Genomic DNA, 18,424 nt, shown 5'->3' on the forward strand with positions numbered 1-18,424 from the left:
TCACGTCTCCTTAATTCGAATTGACGAAATGATTCGCAGGTCCAGACAAACGATCCAGCACGACGGCTTGCAGCTCTCGCTCAAGCCCTACCTCCTCCAGAGCTTTGCCCATGCATGCCAGCCAAGCGGCTGCGTGCTCCGGTGTTATCTTAAACGGCATATGCCGCGCTCTCATCATGGGATGCCCATGCAGATCCGAGAACAAGCTGGGACCTCCGAAAAATTGCGTCAGAAATTGATATTGCTTCTCCATGACAGGATCGATATCTTCAGGGAAGAGCGGTCCTATAAGCGGGTGCGCTTGTACCTTTGGATAGAACGACTCGACTATAGACCTGATTCCTTCGGCTCCCCCTACTGCTTCATAGATGCTTATATTCCTATTCATCGTCATTTCCAACTCCATTGTGTAGGTATTAGGAATTATATTTTGGCAATTCCTTTAGGTAAAAAAAATCGCCCGCTGTAAAAGACACGGGCGCTCATCGATAGACTGCTGCTGCAAGTTAGGCTTCATATTCCTCTTCGCTGGGCGAAGAGATCGATTCTTTGATGACATAGACAAAAGCGCAGACAAGGATGCCGGCGATAATACTCATGATCATCACTCCAACCGTGTATGATGATTCTATTGTACCATAAAGCGACCCCAATAACACCGATTTGTAAACGTTTTCTTTAATAATTCTCATTTTATATCTTCCGCTTGAGGTGATGGGAAGACCAGCTTGGACATATACGTAATAGGAGAGCCTGTACAGGTCATAATCGAAGGAGGCGGCCTGCATGCTGCGAGCTTTCTTGCATCCCTTATCGGTCACCGCGCTATCCGCGCTCTTTATCGCTCTTCTCATGGCCGTATACCCGGTTGAGACGCTCCAATCCTCGCTTCGCGGGCTATCCATCTGGTGGGAGGTACTGTTTCCCGCCCTTTTTCCGTTTTTCGTCATTTCCGAGCTGCTGCTCGGCTTCGGCATCGTTCATTTCTTCGGCAAGCTTCTGGACCCACTCATGCGTCCCCTATTCCGTCTTCCCGGAATCGGGGGCTTTGTCGTGACGATGGGCTACATATCCGGTTACCCGGTCGGTGCAAGACTGACGGCACAGCTATGGGCACAGCGGCTTATAACGAGAGCCGAAGGAGAACGGCTGGTCGCGTTCACCACCACCTCCGACCCCATCTTTCTGATCGGCGCCGTATCCGTCGGTTTTTTCCAAAATGCTGCTGTGGCTCCCATTCTGGCTGCCGCTCACTATGGGGGCGGATTCCTGATCGGCCTGCTCATGAGATTCCATGATGCGCGCAAGGAACCGCCTATAGATCGCACAGAGACAAGCACAAGCGACACGGCCACCACCTCCGGCCATGTCAGACGCCGAATCTCGCGCAGCAGGCTTGGCCTCGCCCTGAAAGCCATGCATGAAGCGCGTCTGCTGGACGGACGGGGAATGGGCCGCTTGGTCCAGGATTCCATACAATCCGCGTTAAAGCTGATGATTGTCGTTGGCGGGCTTGTCGTTTTTTTCTCCGTTGTGATGGAGATGCTCACCCATGCGGGATTCGTGGAGGCGCTCGCAGAAGCGCTCCGGCTTCTGTTCAGCCTGATCGGCCTGCCGACTCCACTTGCCGACGCCGCTATCTTCGGCTTGTTCGAGGTTACCCTTGGCTCCCGTGCAGCGGGTACAACCGGGACAGGACTTATGCATCAAGTCGCAATTGCCGCGTGGGTGTTGTCTTGGGGCGGGCTATCGGTGCATGCCCAAATTGCGAGCTTGCTAAGCCGTACGGATTTGCGCTATCGTCCCTTCATGATCGCAAGAATGCTGCATGGTTTGCTCGCGGTAGCGCTCGTCTATGCGCTATGGGGATGGCTTGGCCTTTAATGCGGTAACGCGATCGATTCATTGAATTTAGCGGCAATATCCGATATGATCATTGGTAATGATCGAATGTTCGGAAGGAGAATGATGACGTTGAAATACGCCGTTATCGACAGGGGCGACTCGCTGTCCCAGTCGTTAGCCCAACAATTCCATGCCCTGGCGGCTGACCGCGGGTTCACCCTGAATGAGACCCATCCTGAGATCGTCATATCCATTGGCGGAGACGGCACGCTGCTGCAGGCGTTCCACAAATATATAGATTGTATCGCCGACGTGTCTTTTGTCGGCATCCATACGGGCCACTTGGGCTTCTACGCAGATTGGAATGCTGATGAGCTGGAGGAGCTGGTCCGCCATATGGCGGAGGAGACGCCGCGCATGGTCCGATACCCGCTCGCCCAGATTGAAGTGGAGACAAGCTCGGAAACCTTGCATTATTTGGCACTGAATGAATTTACCTTAAAGGGCGTAGACGGCACGCTTGTCGCGCAAATCAACATTAATGACGAGATGTTCGAGATGTTCCGCGGCGACGGCATTGTCATCTCTACACCATCGGGCAGCACAGCCTATAACAAAAGCGTAGGGGGCGCTATCGTCCACCCTTCCATCGAATCGCTTCAGATCGCGGAGATCGCCTCCATCAACAACCGGGTTTTCCGAACACTGGGCTCTTCAGTGCTGCTGCCGAAGCATCATCATTGCGATATCATCTCCAAAAAAGAACAGCGCATTCAACTTAGCATCGACCATGTGAACATTACCCATAGCGATATTCGCTCCATTCGCTGCAGCGTAGCCTCCCGCAAAGTCAGCTTTGCGAGGCATCGCCCCTTCCCGTTCTGGGATCGCGTGAGAGAAGCATTCCTTGGCTACGATGTTCGATAAGCAGTTGTGATAAGACCAAAAAAAACGCCGTACGCTCTTATGAGCGTCCGGCGTCTTTATCTTTATTGGTTTGGTTTTGATTGGACGGATTGGCATTCCGCGATTGCTCCGATGCTGCAGCAGACTCGCTCGCTGCCGCTTTCACGGGCTTTTTCCCCTTGTGATCATGGTTGCCGCGATGGTTTTTGTTGCGAAAGTCCTTCCGACGGCTCTGTCCGTCGCCGCCTGAAGAGCGATTGCCGCCCTCTGCGCGCGGATTGCCGCTTCCGCCGCGATGGCGATGCGGATGCTGCTCTCTAGGAGCCGCTTTGGGCGCTTCCGCAGCGGAAGCTGTCTCTGCGGAAGCTGAGACAGCAGCGGACTCTACCGCCGCCCTCAGATCGCCTGCTTCAAGACGCACTGCATCTTCCCCATATTCCAAATCCAGATCCATATCCTCTTCACTTGGCTCTCTGCGTGCGCCCTGCTTCTTCTCCAGGATGAAATAAGCGCAGCCAAAGTTGCAATATTCGTTAATGTAATCTGCAGCCGTTGCATAAGTGCTCTCTTTGTTGGCCTTCTGATGGCCGTCACGGAAAAACCCCTTTAGCCGCAACTGGTTGTAGCCCCAATCCCCGATGATGTAATCATAGCGCTCAAGCACTTCGCTATATCGATTGCGAAAGGCTTCTGGATTCCAGCCGCTTCGGTTCTCATGAATAAGCTCGTACGATTTGCCTCCAATATGAATCAAAGCCATGGTTACACCTCACTTCAGCGTCGGTCAATTATTTGGCGCCAGCACTTGCGCTAGCGCAGGAGCCTGTCGATTCCAGGCCGTAATTCGGCGGAATCAGCTCTTCCGCAGCCATTGCCGCATGTGCGGAATCCGTCTGTTCATGCGCATGGTACGAGCTGCGCACGAGCGGACCCGATTCCACGTGGCGGAAGCCGCGCTTCTTGCCTTCTTCCTTTAGCTTCGCAAATTCGTCCGGATGAACATAACGCTTGATCGGCATATGTTTTGGAGTCGGCTGCAAGTATTGACCCAGAGTCAAAATGTTGCAGTCCGCTGCTCTCAAATCATCCATCGCTTGCAGAATTTCATCCCACTCTTCGCCTACGCCCAGCATGATACTGGATTTCGTCGGAATTTTCGGCTTCATTTCTTTGGCGCGCTTCAGCAGCTCCAGGGAACGCTTGTATTTCGCCTTCGCGCGTACGCGATCGGACAAGCGCTCAACGGTCTCGATGTTATGGTTCAAGATGTCCGGGTTCGCGTCCATCACGACCTGCAAAGCATCCCGGTTGCCCATGAAGTCTGGAATAAGCACTTCCACGCGGCAGAACGGCATGCGCTTACGGATGGCTTTGATCGTAGCAGCGAAGATCGATGCTCCGCCATCGGCCAGATCGTCGCGCGCAACGGATGTGACGACACAGTGCTGAAGTCCCATTTGCTCAGCAGCCTCGGCTACGCGCTCTGGCTCTTGAAGATCAAGCTCAGTCGGCAAGCCCGTCTTCACCGCACAGAAACGGCAAGCGCGCGTGCAGATGTCACCAAGAATCATGAAGGTAGCTGTACGATTCGTCCAGCATTCGTAAATATTCGGGCAGCGCGCCTCTTCACAGACCGTATGTAGCGTCTTCGTGCGCATCATATCTTTAATTTCGGCATAGTTGCCGTTTGTTGTCAATTTTATGCGAAGCCAGTCCGGCTTTTCAAGCTTTTCGCGTTGTGTCATGTGTCGATCCCTGCTTTCACATTCAGTTATAAGTTTACGGCATTGCCAACATTATAACACGCTTTGTACAGAAAAAGTATGACCAGGCCCGCACGCATAGACGATTATCTATAGTTTATCGGAATGCGATCTATCGCAAATTGAGATGTGTTTGGCTAGAACCCATCCATTTAGACCGTACGAGGATGAAATGATGTAGTAACGGTACTTTTCCTTGTGTAGTTTATTCGATAATTCCTCTATCGTATCGAATACCACAGGCCAAGCATAAGACTTTTGTCTTATTAATCATTCATGGTTATGTTTATCCCCAAATCACTTACAAAGTAAGTAGCGTGTCTGTGCTTCCTTTTTAAATTCCTTTTTAATGTTATAACAAAGCGTTAGTTATGTTTCATTTCATATGCTAGAAAAGCTTTCTCCAGTCGTAGATGTAGTAATTCCATTCGAACATCTATTTCTAATTGATTGATGCCTAGTAACACTTCTTTAACCACTAACTTATTGAACTGCTGACCATCCCGAAAGATATAGTGTAATATCGCATATTGGCATTGCTCCAATGTTTCTAACCGCTTGTAAATCGTATCTTCCTGCTCGATGTAGCGATTATACGTGTTCATTTGTTCGCTCATATGTTCACCGCCTATATAATGGCTTGATGAAGCCCATCAGCTTGAATACCGCCGTAGAGATAAATACCTTCGTAAAGAGGGCGTCGATCAAGAATGCGCTTGACCTGCACCTTCGTAAAATGTTTGTCTTAATGAGTTGTAAAGCGTAATTCATCTGATATGCTAACTGGGATAATGATCAATTATGGAACAACTCCTTTAGTTCAAACTAGCTTGGACGGCTACCGCTTCATCCAAATTGATTTCGATTACCTTCTGACCTTTCTTCGCCTTGTAGCCGAATGCCCCCGTCCACCTACGTAGCCCACTTGTGCTTTCTCGTTACGATCTCGGCTTAGTTTCATGGAGATTTCCAAGCGTTGGTATGCATCAAGCAGCTCCATTAGCCCAGCAAGAAATCAGCAGGGTCTTTCTTGTAAATACTGGTAGATTGACTGTTCGATGTTTTTTACGTCTACGCTATACTTCTTGTACTCCCGATAAACCAACACCTTCACGATATCAGACCTCCATAAACGGCTTGTGTTGTGAACGACAACTGCATTCACATCCTTGGAACCTCAATAGTGGTCAGCAGCGTCTGAAAGCCAATTCTGTACACCTCAAGCGCATCCTCGTCAATCTTAGCCCCACTGATACCCTCGTCTGTAAAGATGTTCTTCAAGTCCCGTCCTTGCTCCCGACAATAGGAGCGGATTTCATCTTGCTGATAGGACAAGCTAAACCATCCCTTGCTTGTCCGCTTGTTGACACTCTGACATAACCGATGACTTTCATCCTGTTTCCTCACCCACCGTTACGATAATCTTGATTATTGATACTCTGTTTAAATTTTGACTTACTCTTTTCTTGATATGGTAAAACTGCTAAACTTGCATTGTTTAATATTAATGAATAGCGCATCCCCTCATTAAGTGACTTAAAGTCACGTTTGATTAATTTGATTATACAGTGACTAAAAGTCACTAGTCAAGGAGTTAGTTCTATGTTCAATCGAGAAATATTTGCAGAGCGTTTTAAAAACCTACGCCTCTTGAAGTCGGTCTCGCAGCAGGACATTGCCACATCTTTGGGAGTTGACAGAACTATCGTAAGTCATTGGGAACGTGGGACACGAATCCCAAGTTTAGAAGTCGCTTGCGATTTAGCAGAATATTTTGACGTTAGCCTTGATTACCTAGTTGGACGTTCTGAGTGATTTTTCACCTTAAATGAAGACGGGACTCTTTACTTTACTCCATCAATAGTTGCTACCGTCATCTCTTAATCCTCCATCCAAGAATCAACAATCCCCCTTGAAATTGCAGACCGCCAACAGCGTGTCTGCTGTTTCTTTTTCAAATAATTTTTCCCTTGGTTCTTCTTTAATTGAATATTGTTTATGATTCTTATAATGAGACTGTAGGACGGTTCATTACAGACTTTATGTCCTTCTTACAGACTCTCTCTATCATGGCAGACCGACTTTATATCAAATCGTGGAACACATTGTCTACAGCCTCATTTTATTGGCTTTAGCAGACTGTCTGACCGCTTTAGACAGAGAAAACTAATGTTTTTGAATCCAAATACGGGTGTATCTGATGATTTTGAGGGGTGAAGATAAAAGCTTGCTCAAGTAGGTTATATTGTTAATGCTTAAAGGAGTCGTACTTCCGTATTTGAAGATGTTTCATATGAATCCGATGAGAGTAAAGTTTCATTTGAACTGCCTCCCAATTCAACCAGCACTGGTTGGGGTAGAAGAAAAGACCTTGAAGGCTTTCCCTCAAGGTCTTAGGTATCAGTTACCCTTATTTAATTTTGTCATTGCTTCTTCAAGCGTCTCATACTGGATATTATCGTACTCCCAATTCAAATGACGATTAATAGCCTTTGCCACTTCATCCCAAGTAGGACGGATACAATCCTCCAAAATCTTGTTGATTTCTGCTTCCACCAAAGATATGTCGAAATTATTAATAATAAATATCGCTCTCCCATCTAAAATTTTGTCCTCTTCTAATATTGAAAGTACTCTTTTGGGCGTCATAATTCTGAAATAAAAATAGTCTACTCCTTCCGCATCTGTAGGTCCAATATCTGCAATTGCGGGAATTAAAAAATCATCCTCAGATTGTGGTTCATTACTTACCAATATCCGTTTAAGTTGCGGTATAACCATATAAATCTCTCCTAGTAAATAATCTATTCAATTTCAACATGATAATTTGTCCTAACGTTACCGTTTTTATCCAAAGTTTCAAAGTTAGCCTCATACGCACCCTTCGATTTTTGACCTGTTCTTACTCTTCTTAGACCATCTTTACTGACGTACCACATACCACCATCAATTTTTTGCACTTTTGCTCCTTTACCAACGAAATCAATCGCCGCATCATGAATTAAATCGGCTGAAACTTTAACACCTTGTAGCCCATCAATCTTCTTGGATTTTCTTGCCGAATCCGCCAGATCAGAGGCAGAACCACAAAATAAATTACTATTATGCACCCAAATGCCTAAATCAGTCACATAATACGTATGGAAGTCAGCAACCGTAAAGTTATAAACCATCACCGGCTCATCTAGTATGACAAACTCTACCTTATCAATCGTCAGACTACTTCCATCAGCCTTTTGGAGTTTATCCCCCACCTTAAGCTCATCTGCTAAGACCCATCCTTTGCCTTCTACCCAAAACGGATGGTTATCTGTTGTCTCGATGAGAAGATCACCAATGTATAGCTTTATTATATCATTACGGTAATTTGTATAGAGTGCAGTTACTTCCTTGTAAGCCAACTCTCCATCAGGGTTATTCTCATCCTTAGCAAGAACCATATCTCCGACCTCAATGTCTTCGATATTCTTCTCGCCTTCGTCTGTTTGCACTTTTGTTCCTGCTGTAAAACAATTACAAGGATTGAATAGCTTTTTTATTCCTGAAACAATTCCTTTGCCACCTTTAGCAGCTAACTTCCCTCCCGGTATGATACCTATGAGGCCAAGCGCTCTATCAGTTGCTGATAATTTCTCACCAGTCACTACATTTTTGCCTGTTACAGCTTCTTGGACACTCTTCACGCCACCGACTACTGGAATAAAATCAACTACGCAGTCTCCAGCATCTACCCAACTTTTCACTCCACAATGACCAGATGGATCCGTATAAATTAATGGATTGTTATAGACATAAGTGTAAAGATTCAACGTTATCGGATTATTGATTTCCCCTTTATACGTATCCTCATTGATAAACCTACCCAAGCTTGGATCGTACCAGCGGGCCCGAAGATATTGTAATCTCGCACTATTATCCCATAGCTCTCCGGAGTATCGGAATGGATTAGATACGGGTTCTATCGCCTGGATTGTATTTCCCCAAATATCATACTGATAGCTATTCTGAGCTGCGCCGGTAGCTAACCGAAGCTCTACGACATCACCATGCCCGTTCTTCATATAATAATACTTGTTGTCCGAGCCATCCTCTCTCATTAATGGGCCATTAACCTGCAAATAACTTGCTTTCTCCTTTACTGTATTGTTGCTTTGCACAATTCCTTCTGAAACTAACAGCTGACCAGAATAATAATAACGTGTCGTTACATTATTTTCCTTCCGCTCCACCAATAAGCCATCGCCATCATATTTATATTCGACATAGGTTCCATTTTTCAAGGAATTAACAAGGCGATCCAACGAGTCGTATTCATAGGATACATTCCCTGCAGGAATATAAGCCCCGCTATTTGATGATAAGGTAAGCCTATTTCCTCGACCATCATACGTATAGCTTTCATTGAAGAGCGATGATGTTTGCAGCCGATTCATCGAATCGTATGTGAATGTATATGTCTCTTCAGGTTTATTCAAGACCTTTTCGACCCGTTTATTGATGTTGCCGTTAACATCATAGCTGTAGATGTATTTATTGAGTTGATTAGTACCGTTCAGATGCCAAACCTCGGTCATCTTCCCATTTGCATAATTATAATCATGGGTGAGCCCATTGACATATTTCATTTGATCAATCATGTTCCCGTATACGTAACTAAATTCCACTTGCTTGGCATTATTCCAATTCACTTGTTTAATTTGTTTTTCATCGTTATACAGATAATTTACCCGATCGGAGAATGGCAATATGACTTGTTCAAGATCTCCGGCTACATCATATCCATAATCTATTTTTTTAGTATCTGGATACTCGATATAATCCAAATATCCCGTATCCGATTCATAGAAGTATTTTGTCGTTCGGGTACCATTATCCTGCATCGTCTTTCTCGAACCATCCAAATTGTAGGTAAAACGAATAGTTTGATCAGGGCCGCTCTTTTGTTCTAGCCAGTCTCTTTTACTGTTATACAGATAGTTGATTTGTTGACCTTTCTTATTGATGAAAGCAGAGACATTCCCGTTAGCGTCGTACGTATATTTCTCGACCTTATTCAACGGATCCGTCGTCTTAATAAGTCGTCCTATCTGATCGTAGTCATGTTTGACGATTTTACCGTCTGGATACGTCATTTGAATCATGTTGCCAGACCTGTTATAGCTATACTGGAACAGCTGGTTATCTGGAGCTTTCACGGACAACAATCTTCCTAGCGGATCGTACACATACGTTGTTAGTAAATTTTTCCCGTCCTGTTGGGTTAGCAATTGATGGGCCCAATCATAAGTCCCCGTCCATTTTGTAGTGAACTGATTCCCCTGTCCATCCTCACGCTTGATGACCCGCCCATACGAATCACTTGTCTCCCTGACCTTATAGCCGGTTGGGTCGGTTATCACCGAAGTGGCAAGGAAATCATCATACGCAATGGTAGTCTGCACCTTTCCGGATTTCGCAACCGTTAGAACCCGTCCCCAGCGATCATAATTGAACGTCGTGCGTAAGCCGATTGCATCTTCGGCCCAGATCATTCGACTATTCGAATCATATTCATTTTTCACCTGCGGTCTCATAACACCTGCAACATAAATACCTGATTCCATATGAAGACCTAGAGGATTCCATTTGACATAGGATTTTCGTTTCAGTTCATCTTCATGTGTAATTTGATTTTGAAGATCCAGGTATTGCTGAGTGATCATCGAGCCGTCGGGTTGCGTTACTATCGTCAAACGGTCTAGTTTATCATACGTAAATGTGGACGTGTTTTTCTTCCCATCTGTAAAAGCTTGAATCAAGCCGGTAGGTTTGTCATATAATGCTTGGAGCTCCTGTTGATTCGCAACCCCGTTTACATCCGAATACAACTTTATGATTTTGGTTGGAAAAGCGCTATTATAACCATTGGCTGTGCCATATTCAACCTTTATGGTATTGGTGCGATTCTGCTCTTTATTCTGTATTTCAGTAACGTTCCCATGGGCATCGTAGGAATAAACCGCATTTTGCAAAATAGCACCAGTCGCCGAGTTCGCTCGAATCATGACCTCTTTCGGATCGCCTTGGGCCGTACGGCTCACAATCTCCGTATATAAAGCTTGAGCAGCACTAAAGCGTTGAATCGAACTTTTTAACCTGCGATTGGAATCATAGGTAAAGTCGTTGACAGCTCCCAACGAATTGGAATGTTTGGTAACGTTTTTGAAATTATCGTAGACATAACTTTCGGTTGCCCGATTCGCCGAGGATTGGCCTGCCGCATTCGTATAATACGTTGCAACTGAAAGCGGATTCGTCCTTGTCTTCGTCATATCATAAGTCATATCCGTGACTTTACTTACGTTAGTAGTTAAATCTTTAATCGCTGACTTGGTATGGTAATAAGCTGATCCCGTATCCGAGTTTATAAATCTTTTGTTGAACGAATGTGTCGTTTCTAGCTGCTGATCGAATAATTTAGTCGAAAAATTGTGACTGCTTCCATGTTGACTTCCCATATCTCCTTGATAGACAAATGTGGAAAGATTAAAGTCCTTCGTTTGCCCGTTAGCAAAGGTCACGACATCTTTGCGTGAAGCTAACCTGTACACATCATTATACGATGTTGAACTTCCCCACTTTCTTCGAACATAGGATGATTCATACGCATATTCAGTTCGTAAACCCGTTGGATGCACAATTTTGGTTAGTAATGTGTAATTATTAGCTTTGCTTCCTCCACTTGGCGCAAGCTGGAACGTGGCTTGTCTCGCTGTATAACTGTAAGTGGTTTGACGACCAACCTGATCAATAACTTGGTTCAATACTTCCCTGCCATCAAGAGTTCCTTTGACGTAGGTGACCGTACTATTATTATATTTAATAAGCACTTTGTTTTGTGGGTATTCGATAACGATCGTATTTCCGATGGCATCACTAACCGAAGTAAGTACTGTACCATACGTCGCTATTTCACTATAACCGAAACCTATATAATTATTATTCTTGTCCTGAATATATATCGCGTTTCCATCATTATCGAAATAAATCTTGGTACCCAATACCGACTTTAATACCCCTACTGACTTTCTACCCAAATATGTTATTGAAGTATCATAGGCATAGGACATATCCGACCAAGGATAATTTACGAGCGCAGTTCCAGAGATTTCGTAAGTTCCCAAATCCGGAGCAGTCACATATTTTTTGCTTCCCTCGGTTTTCACATAAGGAATGTTCCATGTCCAACCTTGACCAATGGGGAATTTCTTATTTATCGGGTTTTCTTTTGTATGGTTCGTATAGCTAGTTTCTGGGTTGGAATATATGCCCGAGGTTGCTCGATATACGGTTTTAAACGTCTCATAATTATCGTTATACCTACCGCTTGTTACGACGCTGTATAAATCATCGATTTCTGAACGTGTGTATCTGGACATCGTTCCCTCAGATGTTCTAGGGATCCATGAAGGTGCTTCAGAGATTGTGTACGAGTAATCGAACGAATATTTTGTTCGGTAATTATATGAATAGTACATATCGAAATACTGTGCGCTACTCGTATCATAGGTACGTGTTAGACTAAATGAAAGCCCGTTTCTGCCCGGCAAAGTAATATCTGTTTCTGATATGCTTAGCGAGCCGGATAACATAGATACATTCTCATTATATAACTCTACAGAAAAGGGAGCTTCGTCTATCTTCATTTGAGGAGCCACTATATTGGGGTCATTGGTACTTTGAATACTTAGCTCATTCATTGCACCGCTTGAGTTTTTCTCAGTCTCCTCATTTTTTTCACGATCTTTGTGATCTTCAATTGTGAAACTTGTTTTTTCCTCATCCTGTTGAGCTGTAGATTCTTCTAAGATTTTTTCAGAAAGAATACTCTTATCTGTAACCTCATTAGGTGAGAAATTCTCCCTATTCAAATAGAAATCGTCCCCGAATATGGACTCGTTTTCACTTTCAGCCGTGTCCGAGATGTTTACAGGAACCAGTATTTCACCATCGCGATTGTTTAGGCCATTGGATACCGATGCTTTATGAGATGCTGTAAATAATTTTTCTTTTTCAAGATATTCATTATTTAGTCTCGCACGTTCTTGAATCACTGCCTGCTCAGAGTATGGATCAGAGGTTTCTTTCTGAATTCTAATCGCTTCTAACTCCAAATATTTTTTTAGCAAATAGCTTTTTTCTTCTGCAGTTCCTTCAAATTCTGGAAGATCGCTTTCAACGGGCTCATCTTCGGGAAATGGAAGTGAAGGTAGCTCTTCATCCACACCTTCCAGTGGTTCTGTCGCTAGTATGAATTGTGCGAAACCATAGCCAAATAATTCGGCTGGCGTCAGCTTCAAAGTGTTTAATCGCATCATTTCATTGATTTCAGATGAACCTAGTCCAGGAAAAGCCGCCATATATCTAGCTGTAATACTTGTTACATTCGCAGTCGCTATACCTGTGCCGTCATATTGACCTTCATCGCTTGTGCCATAGCTTACATAATCAATATGTGTCCCTCTATTCGATTGAGGCATAAGCTGATACTCTTCATCCACTGCTCCTACTGCAATAACCGTATTATAACCGGCAGGGAATTCCAATTGATCGGAGGCTTGGTCACCGGCAGCCGCAATGAGTAAAATCCCTTTCTCACTTGCCATATACATAGTTTCAGCCAATGCTAGAGAATAATCTGAATGGCTGAAACTCATATTCACAATCTTTATTTCATTATCTATAGACCATTCGATAGCCTCAATAATTTGGCTGTATGAAGCAACACCTGATTGATCAAATATTTTCAGCGCATACAACAAAGATTCAGGGGAATTTTGTTTTATCGCAGCAATGACATCCCCACCATGTCCATGACTATCCAGGTATTTGTCTTCACCCGATATAAATGATGCTCCTCCTGCAGCTTGTTCTTCAGAAGTTGCACCTGTATCTAGCACAGCTATTTTAACTGGAGATGATGCGGCTGCATGATCCGCTAATAGCTTTTCCTCCTGAATGCTAGATGAGACTTGATTACTATGCGAAGCAGTCAATTGAATGGTTTTATTCTTTTCGATGAATTCAACATTCTCGTCCACCGTTAAATCTTGGTATTCTTCCTGAGATAATGTCACATTAAGGATTGAAACATGCTTGAATGTTTTTATAATGCTCTCTGGGGTCAGGCTATCAATTCCCGCTTCGATATCTTTGAATTTAATTAAATATTGTTCTATTTGGTCCTGAGCTTGCTCTTCCAATCGCGGCTCAGCATATGTCTGAGGAACACTTGTAATAAGCATTAAAAAGCTCAGTGCAAAGATTAATACTTTCTTCATATGAATCCTCCTATTTTTTCCTTTTATTTCTGTACAGATTTCATATTCCCGTTATCATCATAAGTAAAAGTAGCAATAATATTGTTGTTAGAATCTCTAATGTAAATGAGTCGCCCATTAGAGTCATATTCATATTTAATACTTAATGCTTGATTGCCTAGCGATGTCGTGAAATTTATACCCTTATTTTTCCACCCATTATCATACCAATTCATTTTAACGTAATATTGATCTCCGGGATTCAAGTTATAAATAGCATAGGCCCCATTCTCAGCCCTATCACTAGCTATTCTTGTCCATTGTCCACTCGGATAGTGATATAATTCAATTTGATTTCCATAAACAGCATTTGCAGGAAATACTACGTTGACAGTAGCGAATTTGCTCTGGACATTACTGGAGGTTATTGATGGTTGTACTACAGCAACAATACTAACCGTTTGGTCAACTTTTACCCATGCACCATTAGCCAAATAGGTCAGTCTACCCATGTAGGTATTTCCAGGCCTGAGATTACTTGTTATGTAATTTCCGTTTTTGGTGTAATAAGTACCGGAAATATCGGTCCACTGGGAAGTTGTAAAATCGTACAGTTCCAACCTATTCCCATATGCATTAGGATCAATATAAACAACCTTCCAGGTTATTGAGTTTGTTGTTATATTACTCGCTGTAATTGAAGGTAGAGTTGTGTTGGCAGTCGTAGCAAGTGACTGGGATTGCATATTGAAATCACTCATTTGATTCGGAGCATTCTTCATCAATAACATATATTCTAAGATTCTCGGTACATTTATTTCATAGTCGTTATTATCCAATATGCCAATCGGATTTGAGCTTATTTCAAGAAGATTGTTAACTTGCAATTGGTTCATATTTGGATTTACTGATAACATTAAAAGTATTATTTCTATACTTGTTGTTCCTTCTGCTAAAGTGTATTTTTTAGATGCGATTTGATTCTTTTCGATAGAATAACTTTCAATCAGTGCTTTTTCAGAAACCTTTTGCGCAGAATTTTCTTTATTAATTGTTATTACCTTATCAAGCTCATAACTTTCTTCAATACCAATAGCTGTACGAATAATAATAAGTCCTTTTTCACTGGCCATACGGATTGCCTTCCGTTCTTCTCCAGTAAAATCATCTTTGTTTGTCGGTAATTCCAAAACCTTGATTTGATTATCTAGAGACCAGTTAATAGCAGATATTAAGGAGTCGCGACTATCGGAAATAAAGATGGTATATTTCTCGACCTGCTTGTTCTGAACTAAATTCTTATTGGAAAAATACTTTTTCGTATCTTCTTTTTTTAGGCTTAAAAGTGACTTTTCTATTGACTCTGCACGTAATTGTTCAACAATTATTTTTTTAGTATTTTCTTTACTCTGTATGGAAGCTGTTTTAATCGTTTTTATCTCGCTTGCATTATCAATCACTTTCATTTTTTCGCTGATGGCAATACTTTGCGAGCTATGAAAGTAGCTAGTAAATAAGAAAATAGTCATACTTAAGATGACCAGTTTTTTCTTAGAAATACCTGTAAAACCAAACCTTTGTTTCCCTTTAAATATCACCAAAATACATCCTCTCTTATTTTTATTATTTTCTATTATATTTGATAAAATATAACAAATTAAGTGTATACCCTAAAAGTATCACTTCCAATAGTTCTTAAGTAGGATAAGATGCTATATCTACCTATATTTTTCTATAGGCAACATACGTTCTAAATCAAAAACCACCTTATCCCAACCCTAAAATCATTTTTTGGATAAAATCCACTCCACCCGCAAAACATACCTTTATGTCCGTCATGCTTCTGAAAGGGTGAGAAGATTGAAGGTATGGATTCCGATGACGGCCGCTGTGACGGCTTTGTCGCTTATTATAAGTCCGGGAGGCTCCGCATCCTCCGCAGGGAAGACGGTTGCGGCAGCGGCAAGCCGCATGGACGAATCAGGGGCCGCTCCCGTCAAGGATCAATACGATGTCCGGCGCGAGCTGTACGACAGCTTGAGCAGCGTAACGAACGTGGAGTGGTACTGGATCGCCGCTGTCGATCAGTATGAGCGAACCATATCGAAAGCTAAGCCGAAGGCCCGTCCTCAGCTCGGCCAGACGGTTGGCGTCTTTATTGAGCAGGAGCGGTGGGCAGGCGAGCTTAATCCCGACTCCGATGATAGCTTCCCGCTATCCATCCAATGGTTCAACGGAATTGGACGCGACGGAGACGGCAATGGACTAGCGGAACGCAATAGCGATACCGACCTGCTGTATTCCCTTGTCCGATTCGCTTCAGCGAAAGGAACAAGCGAAGTCCGGTTTCCCATCGGTCTATGGGACTATTACCGCAACAGCCGTTCCGTGCAGCGGATTGAGCAGTTCGCATCCATCTATAAGAAATACGGCAAGCTTGATTTATTCCAGCATGCCTTTCCTTTGCCAGTTGGCAACAATTACTCCTACAAGGATACATGGGGCGCCAAGCGGGGCTGGGGCGGCCGCCGCAGCCATGAAGGCACCGACCTGTTCGCCGGCTATGGCACGCCTGTAAGAAGCACCTGCTATGGCGTGATCGAGATTAAAGGCTGGAATCGGTTCGGCGGCTGGCGGATCGGCATTCGCGACTTGAACAACCACTACCACTATTACGCTCATCTGTCCGGCTTCGACAAGAAGCTTGCGGTCGGCGATATTGTAGAGCCGGGACAAGTCGTCGGCTGGGTCGGCAGCTCCGGCTACGGGAAACCAGGCACCTCCGGCAAATTCCCGCCGCATCTTCACTACGGCATCTACAGCGACCGCGGGATGGTGGAGTGGGCGTTCGATCCGTATCCGATGCTGCGGCGATGGGAGCAGCAAGAACGCCAGCGCCGAAGGAGCTAAGCCTTAGCCTGCTGCTGACTGCACTCCTCCCAAGCAGTAAATATATACGCTCCAACGCAACAATCCCGCAAAGGCTGGCAGCCTCTGCGGGATTGTGTGCTGTTGAATCCGTCCCAAAAGTATTATTCGGATTGCATCTGAAGTAACGGGGAATGTCCGTCTTCGGCCTTCTTCTCTTCCTCCGTACCCGGACTGGTAGACACCCCTGTCCCCGGCGAGATCGGAACTGATATATTAGGCGCTTGCGGCGCGTTCTCCCCAACGGGATTGCCCGAGCTGTCGTAATAGTACATCGGCACATCGCCGACAACGAGCAAATATGAGATCGGGATTTCCGTCTCCACCAGCTCCGGCTCAGTATCGAATGGAATAATGATGGACACCTCTGCGACAACTTTAATGTAGACCTCAACCAGCACCATATTGATGGCTGCGTTGCGTTCTCTCGTGCTCAGCTCGACCTTGACCGCTCCGACCGGCTCGAATTTGACAGGCACGCGCGGACCGAAGGAGGAGATGATCGCACTATTGAGCGCATGACCGATCGGAATATGCTCCGGTATATCTTTCATTTCCTTCAATGTGCTTTGCACCGTCTCAATCGTCTCGGAGGTAATGCTCATATGTTCCGTGTAATTCAGCATAAATCCCGATATCTTGCCATTTCCGTTCATCTTCCAATCAATCAGCTTCTCTGAATCGGACTTGCGGGCGACCTGCTCTGTAATGGCTTTATTAATCGCTTGGGTGGCAACCTGCTTCACCCGGACCTTGGCAATATTCATGAGCGGAGGGCGCAAATTCCGTTCGATAAAAATAAACGATGGCACCGTGAATAACAGCATGAAGACCAGCATCAGCAGCAGCAAGCTGCGCTTGCGTATCCGGCGCCGCGGACGCGCCTCCTTGGGATTCATCCCCCATGCGGACACCTGCGCCTTCCGGCTGCTGCGGCGGAATTGAAAGATCGGCTGCCGTCTGCCCCAGCCGCTGCCTTGGCCCCCCGAAGGCGGCTTTCCGCCCCACTTCATGCCAGTGAGCTTCGCTCCGCCAGAGCCCCACTTCGCTCCTCCGCCTGACTTAGCGGAGGTCGATTTGGACCGTGGACTCCCCCACGTCACCGTCTTCACTTTGCGAAAGCCTCCAAGGCCCCGAAACGGACCAAGCCGAAAGCCACGCCTTCCCCACTTTGCCATCTTCATCCCTCCGTCCGCTCGTCCTGCGCTCTTCCATACTTATGCGGAGTTTGGACAAAAAAGAAGGCGAGCCCGGGTACACGTTCCCGTTCTCCCTAATAGCTGCAGCGTCAGAAAAAGTGATTGTCTCCCCGGTTGTTCAGCCGATGTTGTTTGAATGCACATCATGCGATAGACTATAGGTCATGGAACAATGACAGGCAATACGCCTTATCAGGAAGGGAGTTCGAACATGTCGCTTAACCGAAGGCTGCTGACGGACGCGGATTTTGAAGAAGCGCTGCAAAAAGGTACGCGTATCCGGGTATTTCAGGATAACCACATCGTCGATGCGAGCTCCGTTATCGTACGGTTCGACGAGCATACCGTCGTGACCCAATCCACCGTAAGCGATCTCATGTATCATAAAAGATCAGCATGCGAGTTTTTTGATCTGCGAAAGCGGTAAGCATGCATACAAACCGGACAGGCCATCCGTCTGCTGCATTTCGCAGCCTTCGGATGG

General features: G+C 44.9%; 13 protein-coding genes and 1 pseudogene. 5 read left to right on the top strand and 9 right to left on the bottom strand.

Features of this window, described 5'->3' with window-relative positions; translation table 11 throughout:
• Positions 1–10 precede the first annotated feature (10 nt).
• Positions 11–388: a globin domain-containing protein gene (locus tag ACFVSO_RS19530; RefSeq protein ID WP_387476647.1), complete on the bottom strand. Its 378-nt coding sequence runs from the start codon at positions 386–388 to the stop codon at positions 11–13.
• A 398-nt stretch (positions 389–786) separates the two neighbouring features.
• Here ACFVSO_RS19530 and ylbJ point away from each other — a divergent pair, with 398 nt between their 5' ends.
• Both ylbJ and ACFVSO_RS19540 read left to right on the top strand, forming a co-directional pair.
• Positions 787–1,884 carry a sporulation integral membrane protein YlbJ gene (gene ylbJ / locus ACFVSO_RS19535; RefSeq protein WP_387476649.1) on the top strand — a complete coding sequence of 366 codons (1,098 nt, stop codon included), beginning with the start codon at positions 787–789 and terminating at the stop codon, positions 1,882–1,884.
• A gap of 90 nt (positions 1,885–1,974) precedes the next feature.
• A complete protein-coding gene (locus tag ACFVSO_RS19540) occupies positions 1,975–2,772 on the top strand; it encodes an NAD kinase (RefSeq protein ID WP_387476921.1) in 798 nt (265 codons plus the stop codon).
• A gap of 37 nt (positions 2,773–2,809) precedes the next feature.
• Here the strand turns inward: ACFVSO_RS19540 and ACFVSO_RS19545 are convergent, their stop codons facing one another.
• The 4 genes and pseudogenes from ACFVSO_RS19545 to ACFVSO_RS19560 form a co-directional block, all read right to left on the bottom strand.
• Complete coding sequence (locus ACFVSO_RS19545) at positions 2,810–3,511, bottom strand: YutD family protein (protein WP_387476651.1); 702 nt, start codon at positions 3,509–3,511, stop codon at positions 2,810–2,812.
• A 28-nt stretch (positions 3,512–3,539) separates the two neighbouring features.
• On the bottom strand, positions 3,540–4,496 hold the full coding sequence (gene lipA / locus ACFVSO_RS19550) for a lipoyl synthase (RefSeq protein WP_387476653.1): 957 nt from the start codon (positions 4,494–4,496) through the stop codon (positions 3,540–3,542).
• A gap of 383 nt (positions 4,497–4,879) precedes the next feature.
• Positions 4,880–5,131 carry a hypothetical protein gene (locus ACFVSO_RS19555; RefSeq protein ID WP_387476655.1) on the bottom strand — a complete coding sequence of 84 codons (252 nt, stop codon included), beginning with the start codon at positions 5,129–5,131 and terminating at the stop codon, positions 4,880–4,882.
• Positions 5,132–5,142: 11 nt separating this feature from the next.
• Positions 5,143–5,908 (bottom strand): annotated as a pseudogene (locus ACFVSO_RS19560) (recombinase family protein).
• 208 nt (positions 5,909–6,116) lie between these two features.
• Here ACFVSO_RS19560 and ACFVSO_RS19565 point away from each other — a divergent pair.
• Positions 6,117–6,329, top strand: coding sequence for a helix-turn-helix domain-containing protein (locus ACFVSO_RS19565; protein ID WP_387476657.1), 213 nt, complete (start codon positions 6,117–6,119; stop codon positions 6,327–6,329).
• Between the two features lie 585 nt (positions 6,330–6,914).
• On the opposite strand, the gene ACFVSO_RS19570 is transcribed toward ACFVSO_RS19565, so the two are convergent.
• Genes ACFVSO_RS19570 through ACFVSO_RS19580 form a run of 3 tightly spaced genes read right to left on the bottom strand, consistent with a single transcriptional unit; the run spans position 6,915 to position 15,411 of the window.
• Positions 6,915–7,295: an Imm8 family immunity protein gene (locus ACFVSO_RS19570; protein WP_387476659.1), complete on the bottom strand. Its 381-nt coding sequence runs from the start codon at positions 7,293–7,295 to the stop codon at positions 6,915–6,917.
• 23 nt (positions 7,296–7,318) lie between these two features.
• The gene (locus ACFVSO_RS19575) at positions 7,319–13,834 is read right to left on the bottom strand and encodes a polymorphic toxin-type HINT domain-containing protein (RefSeq protein WP_387476661.1); all 6,516 of its coding nucleotides are present in this window, start codon (positions 13,832–13,834) and stop codon (positions 7,319–7,321) included.
• Positions 13,835–13,857: 23 nt separating this feature from the next.
• A complete protein-coding gene (locus ACFVSO_RS19580; protein ID WP_387476663.1) occupies positions 13,858–15,411 on the bottom strand; it encodes an RHS repeat domain-containing protein in 1,554 nt (517 codons plus the stop codon).
• A 280-nt stretch (positions 15,412–15,691) separates the two neighbouring features.
• Between ACFVSO_RS19580 and ACFVSO_RS19585 the strand changes: the two genes are divergently transcribed.
• Entirely contained in the window at positions 15,692–16,723 is a 1,032-nt protein-coding gene (locus tag ACFVSO_RS19585; protein ID WP_387476923.1) for a M23 family metallopeptidase, read from the top strand.
• Between the two features lie 122 nt (positions 16,724–16,845).
• Here the strand turns inward: ACFVSO_RS19585 and yunB are convergent, their stop codons facing one another.
• Positions 16,846–17,919, bottom strand: coding sequence for a sporulation protein YunB (yunB, locus tag ACFVSO_RS19590; protein ID WP_387476665.1), 1,074 nt, complete (start codon positions 17,917–17,919; stop codon positions 16,846–16,848).
• 232 nt (positions 17,920–18,151) lie between these two features.
• On the opposite strand from yunB, the gene ACFVSO_RS19595 reads away from it, so the two are divergent.
• A complete protein-coding gene (locus ACFVSO_RS19595; RefSeq protein WP_120108263.1) occupies positions 18,152–18,367 on the top strand; it encodes a hypothetical protein in 216 nt (71 codons plus the stop codon).
• Positions 18,368–18,424 lie beyond the last annotated feature (57 nt).

Origin of the sequence: Paenibacillus sp. NPDC057967, from assembly GCF_042887015.1 — a bacterium.
Classification (GTDB): Bacteria; Bacillota; Bacilli; order Paenibacillales; family Paenibacillaceae; genus Pristimantibacillus.

Excerpts from the sequence above, each read along its gene's own strand:
- ylbJ (WP_387476649.1), top strand. The coding sequence starts at position 787 with ATGCTGCGAGCTTTCTTGCATCCCTTATCGGTCACCGCGCTATCCGCG.
- ACFVSO_RS19565 (WP_387476657.1), top strand. The coding sequence starts at position 6,117 with ATGTTCAATCGAGAAATATTTGCAGAGCGTTTTAAAAACCTACGCCTC.
- ACFVSO_RS19530 (WP_387476647.1), bottom strand. The coding sequence starts at position 388 with ATGAATAGGAATATAAGCATCTATGAAGCAGTAGGGGGAGCCGAAGGA.
- ACFVSO_RS19545 (WP_387476651.1), bottom strand. The coding sequence starts at position 3,511 with ATGGCTTTGATTCATATTGGAGGCAAATCGTACGAGCTTATTCATGAG.
- ACFVSO_RS19555 (WP_387476655.1), bottom strand. The coding sequence starts at position 5,131 with ATGAGCGAACAAATGAACACGTATAATCGCTACATCGAGCAGGAAGAT.
- ACFVSO_RS19585 (WP_387476923.1), top strand. The coding sequence starts at position 15,692 with ATGACGGCCGCTGTGACGGCTTTGTCGCTTATTATAAGTCCGGGAGGC.
- lipA (WP_387476653.1), bottom strand. The coding sequence starts at position 4,496 with ATGACACAACGCGAAAAGCTTGAAAAGCCGGACTGGCTTCGCATAAAA.
- ACFVSO_RS19570 (WP_387476659.1), bottom strand. The coding sequence starts at position 7,295 with ATGGTTATACCGCAACTTAAACGGATATTGGTAAGTAATGAACCACAA.
- ACFVSO_RS19575 (WP_387476661.1), bottom strand. The coding sequence starts at position 13,834 with ATGAAGAAAGTATTAATCTTTGCACTGAGCTTTTTAATGCTTATTACA.
- yunB (WP_387476665.1), bottom strand. The coding sequence starts at position 17,919 with ATGGCAAAGTGGGGAAGGCGTGGCTTTCGGCTTGGTCCGTTTCGGGGC.
- ACFVSO_RS19595 (WP_120108263.1), top strand. The coding sequence starts at position 18,152 with ATGTCGCTTAACCGAAGGCTGCTGACGGACGCGGATTTTGAAGAAGCG.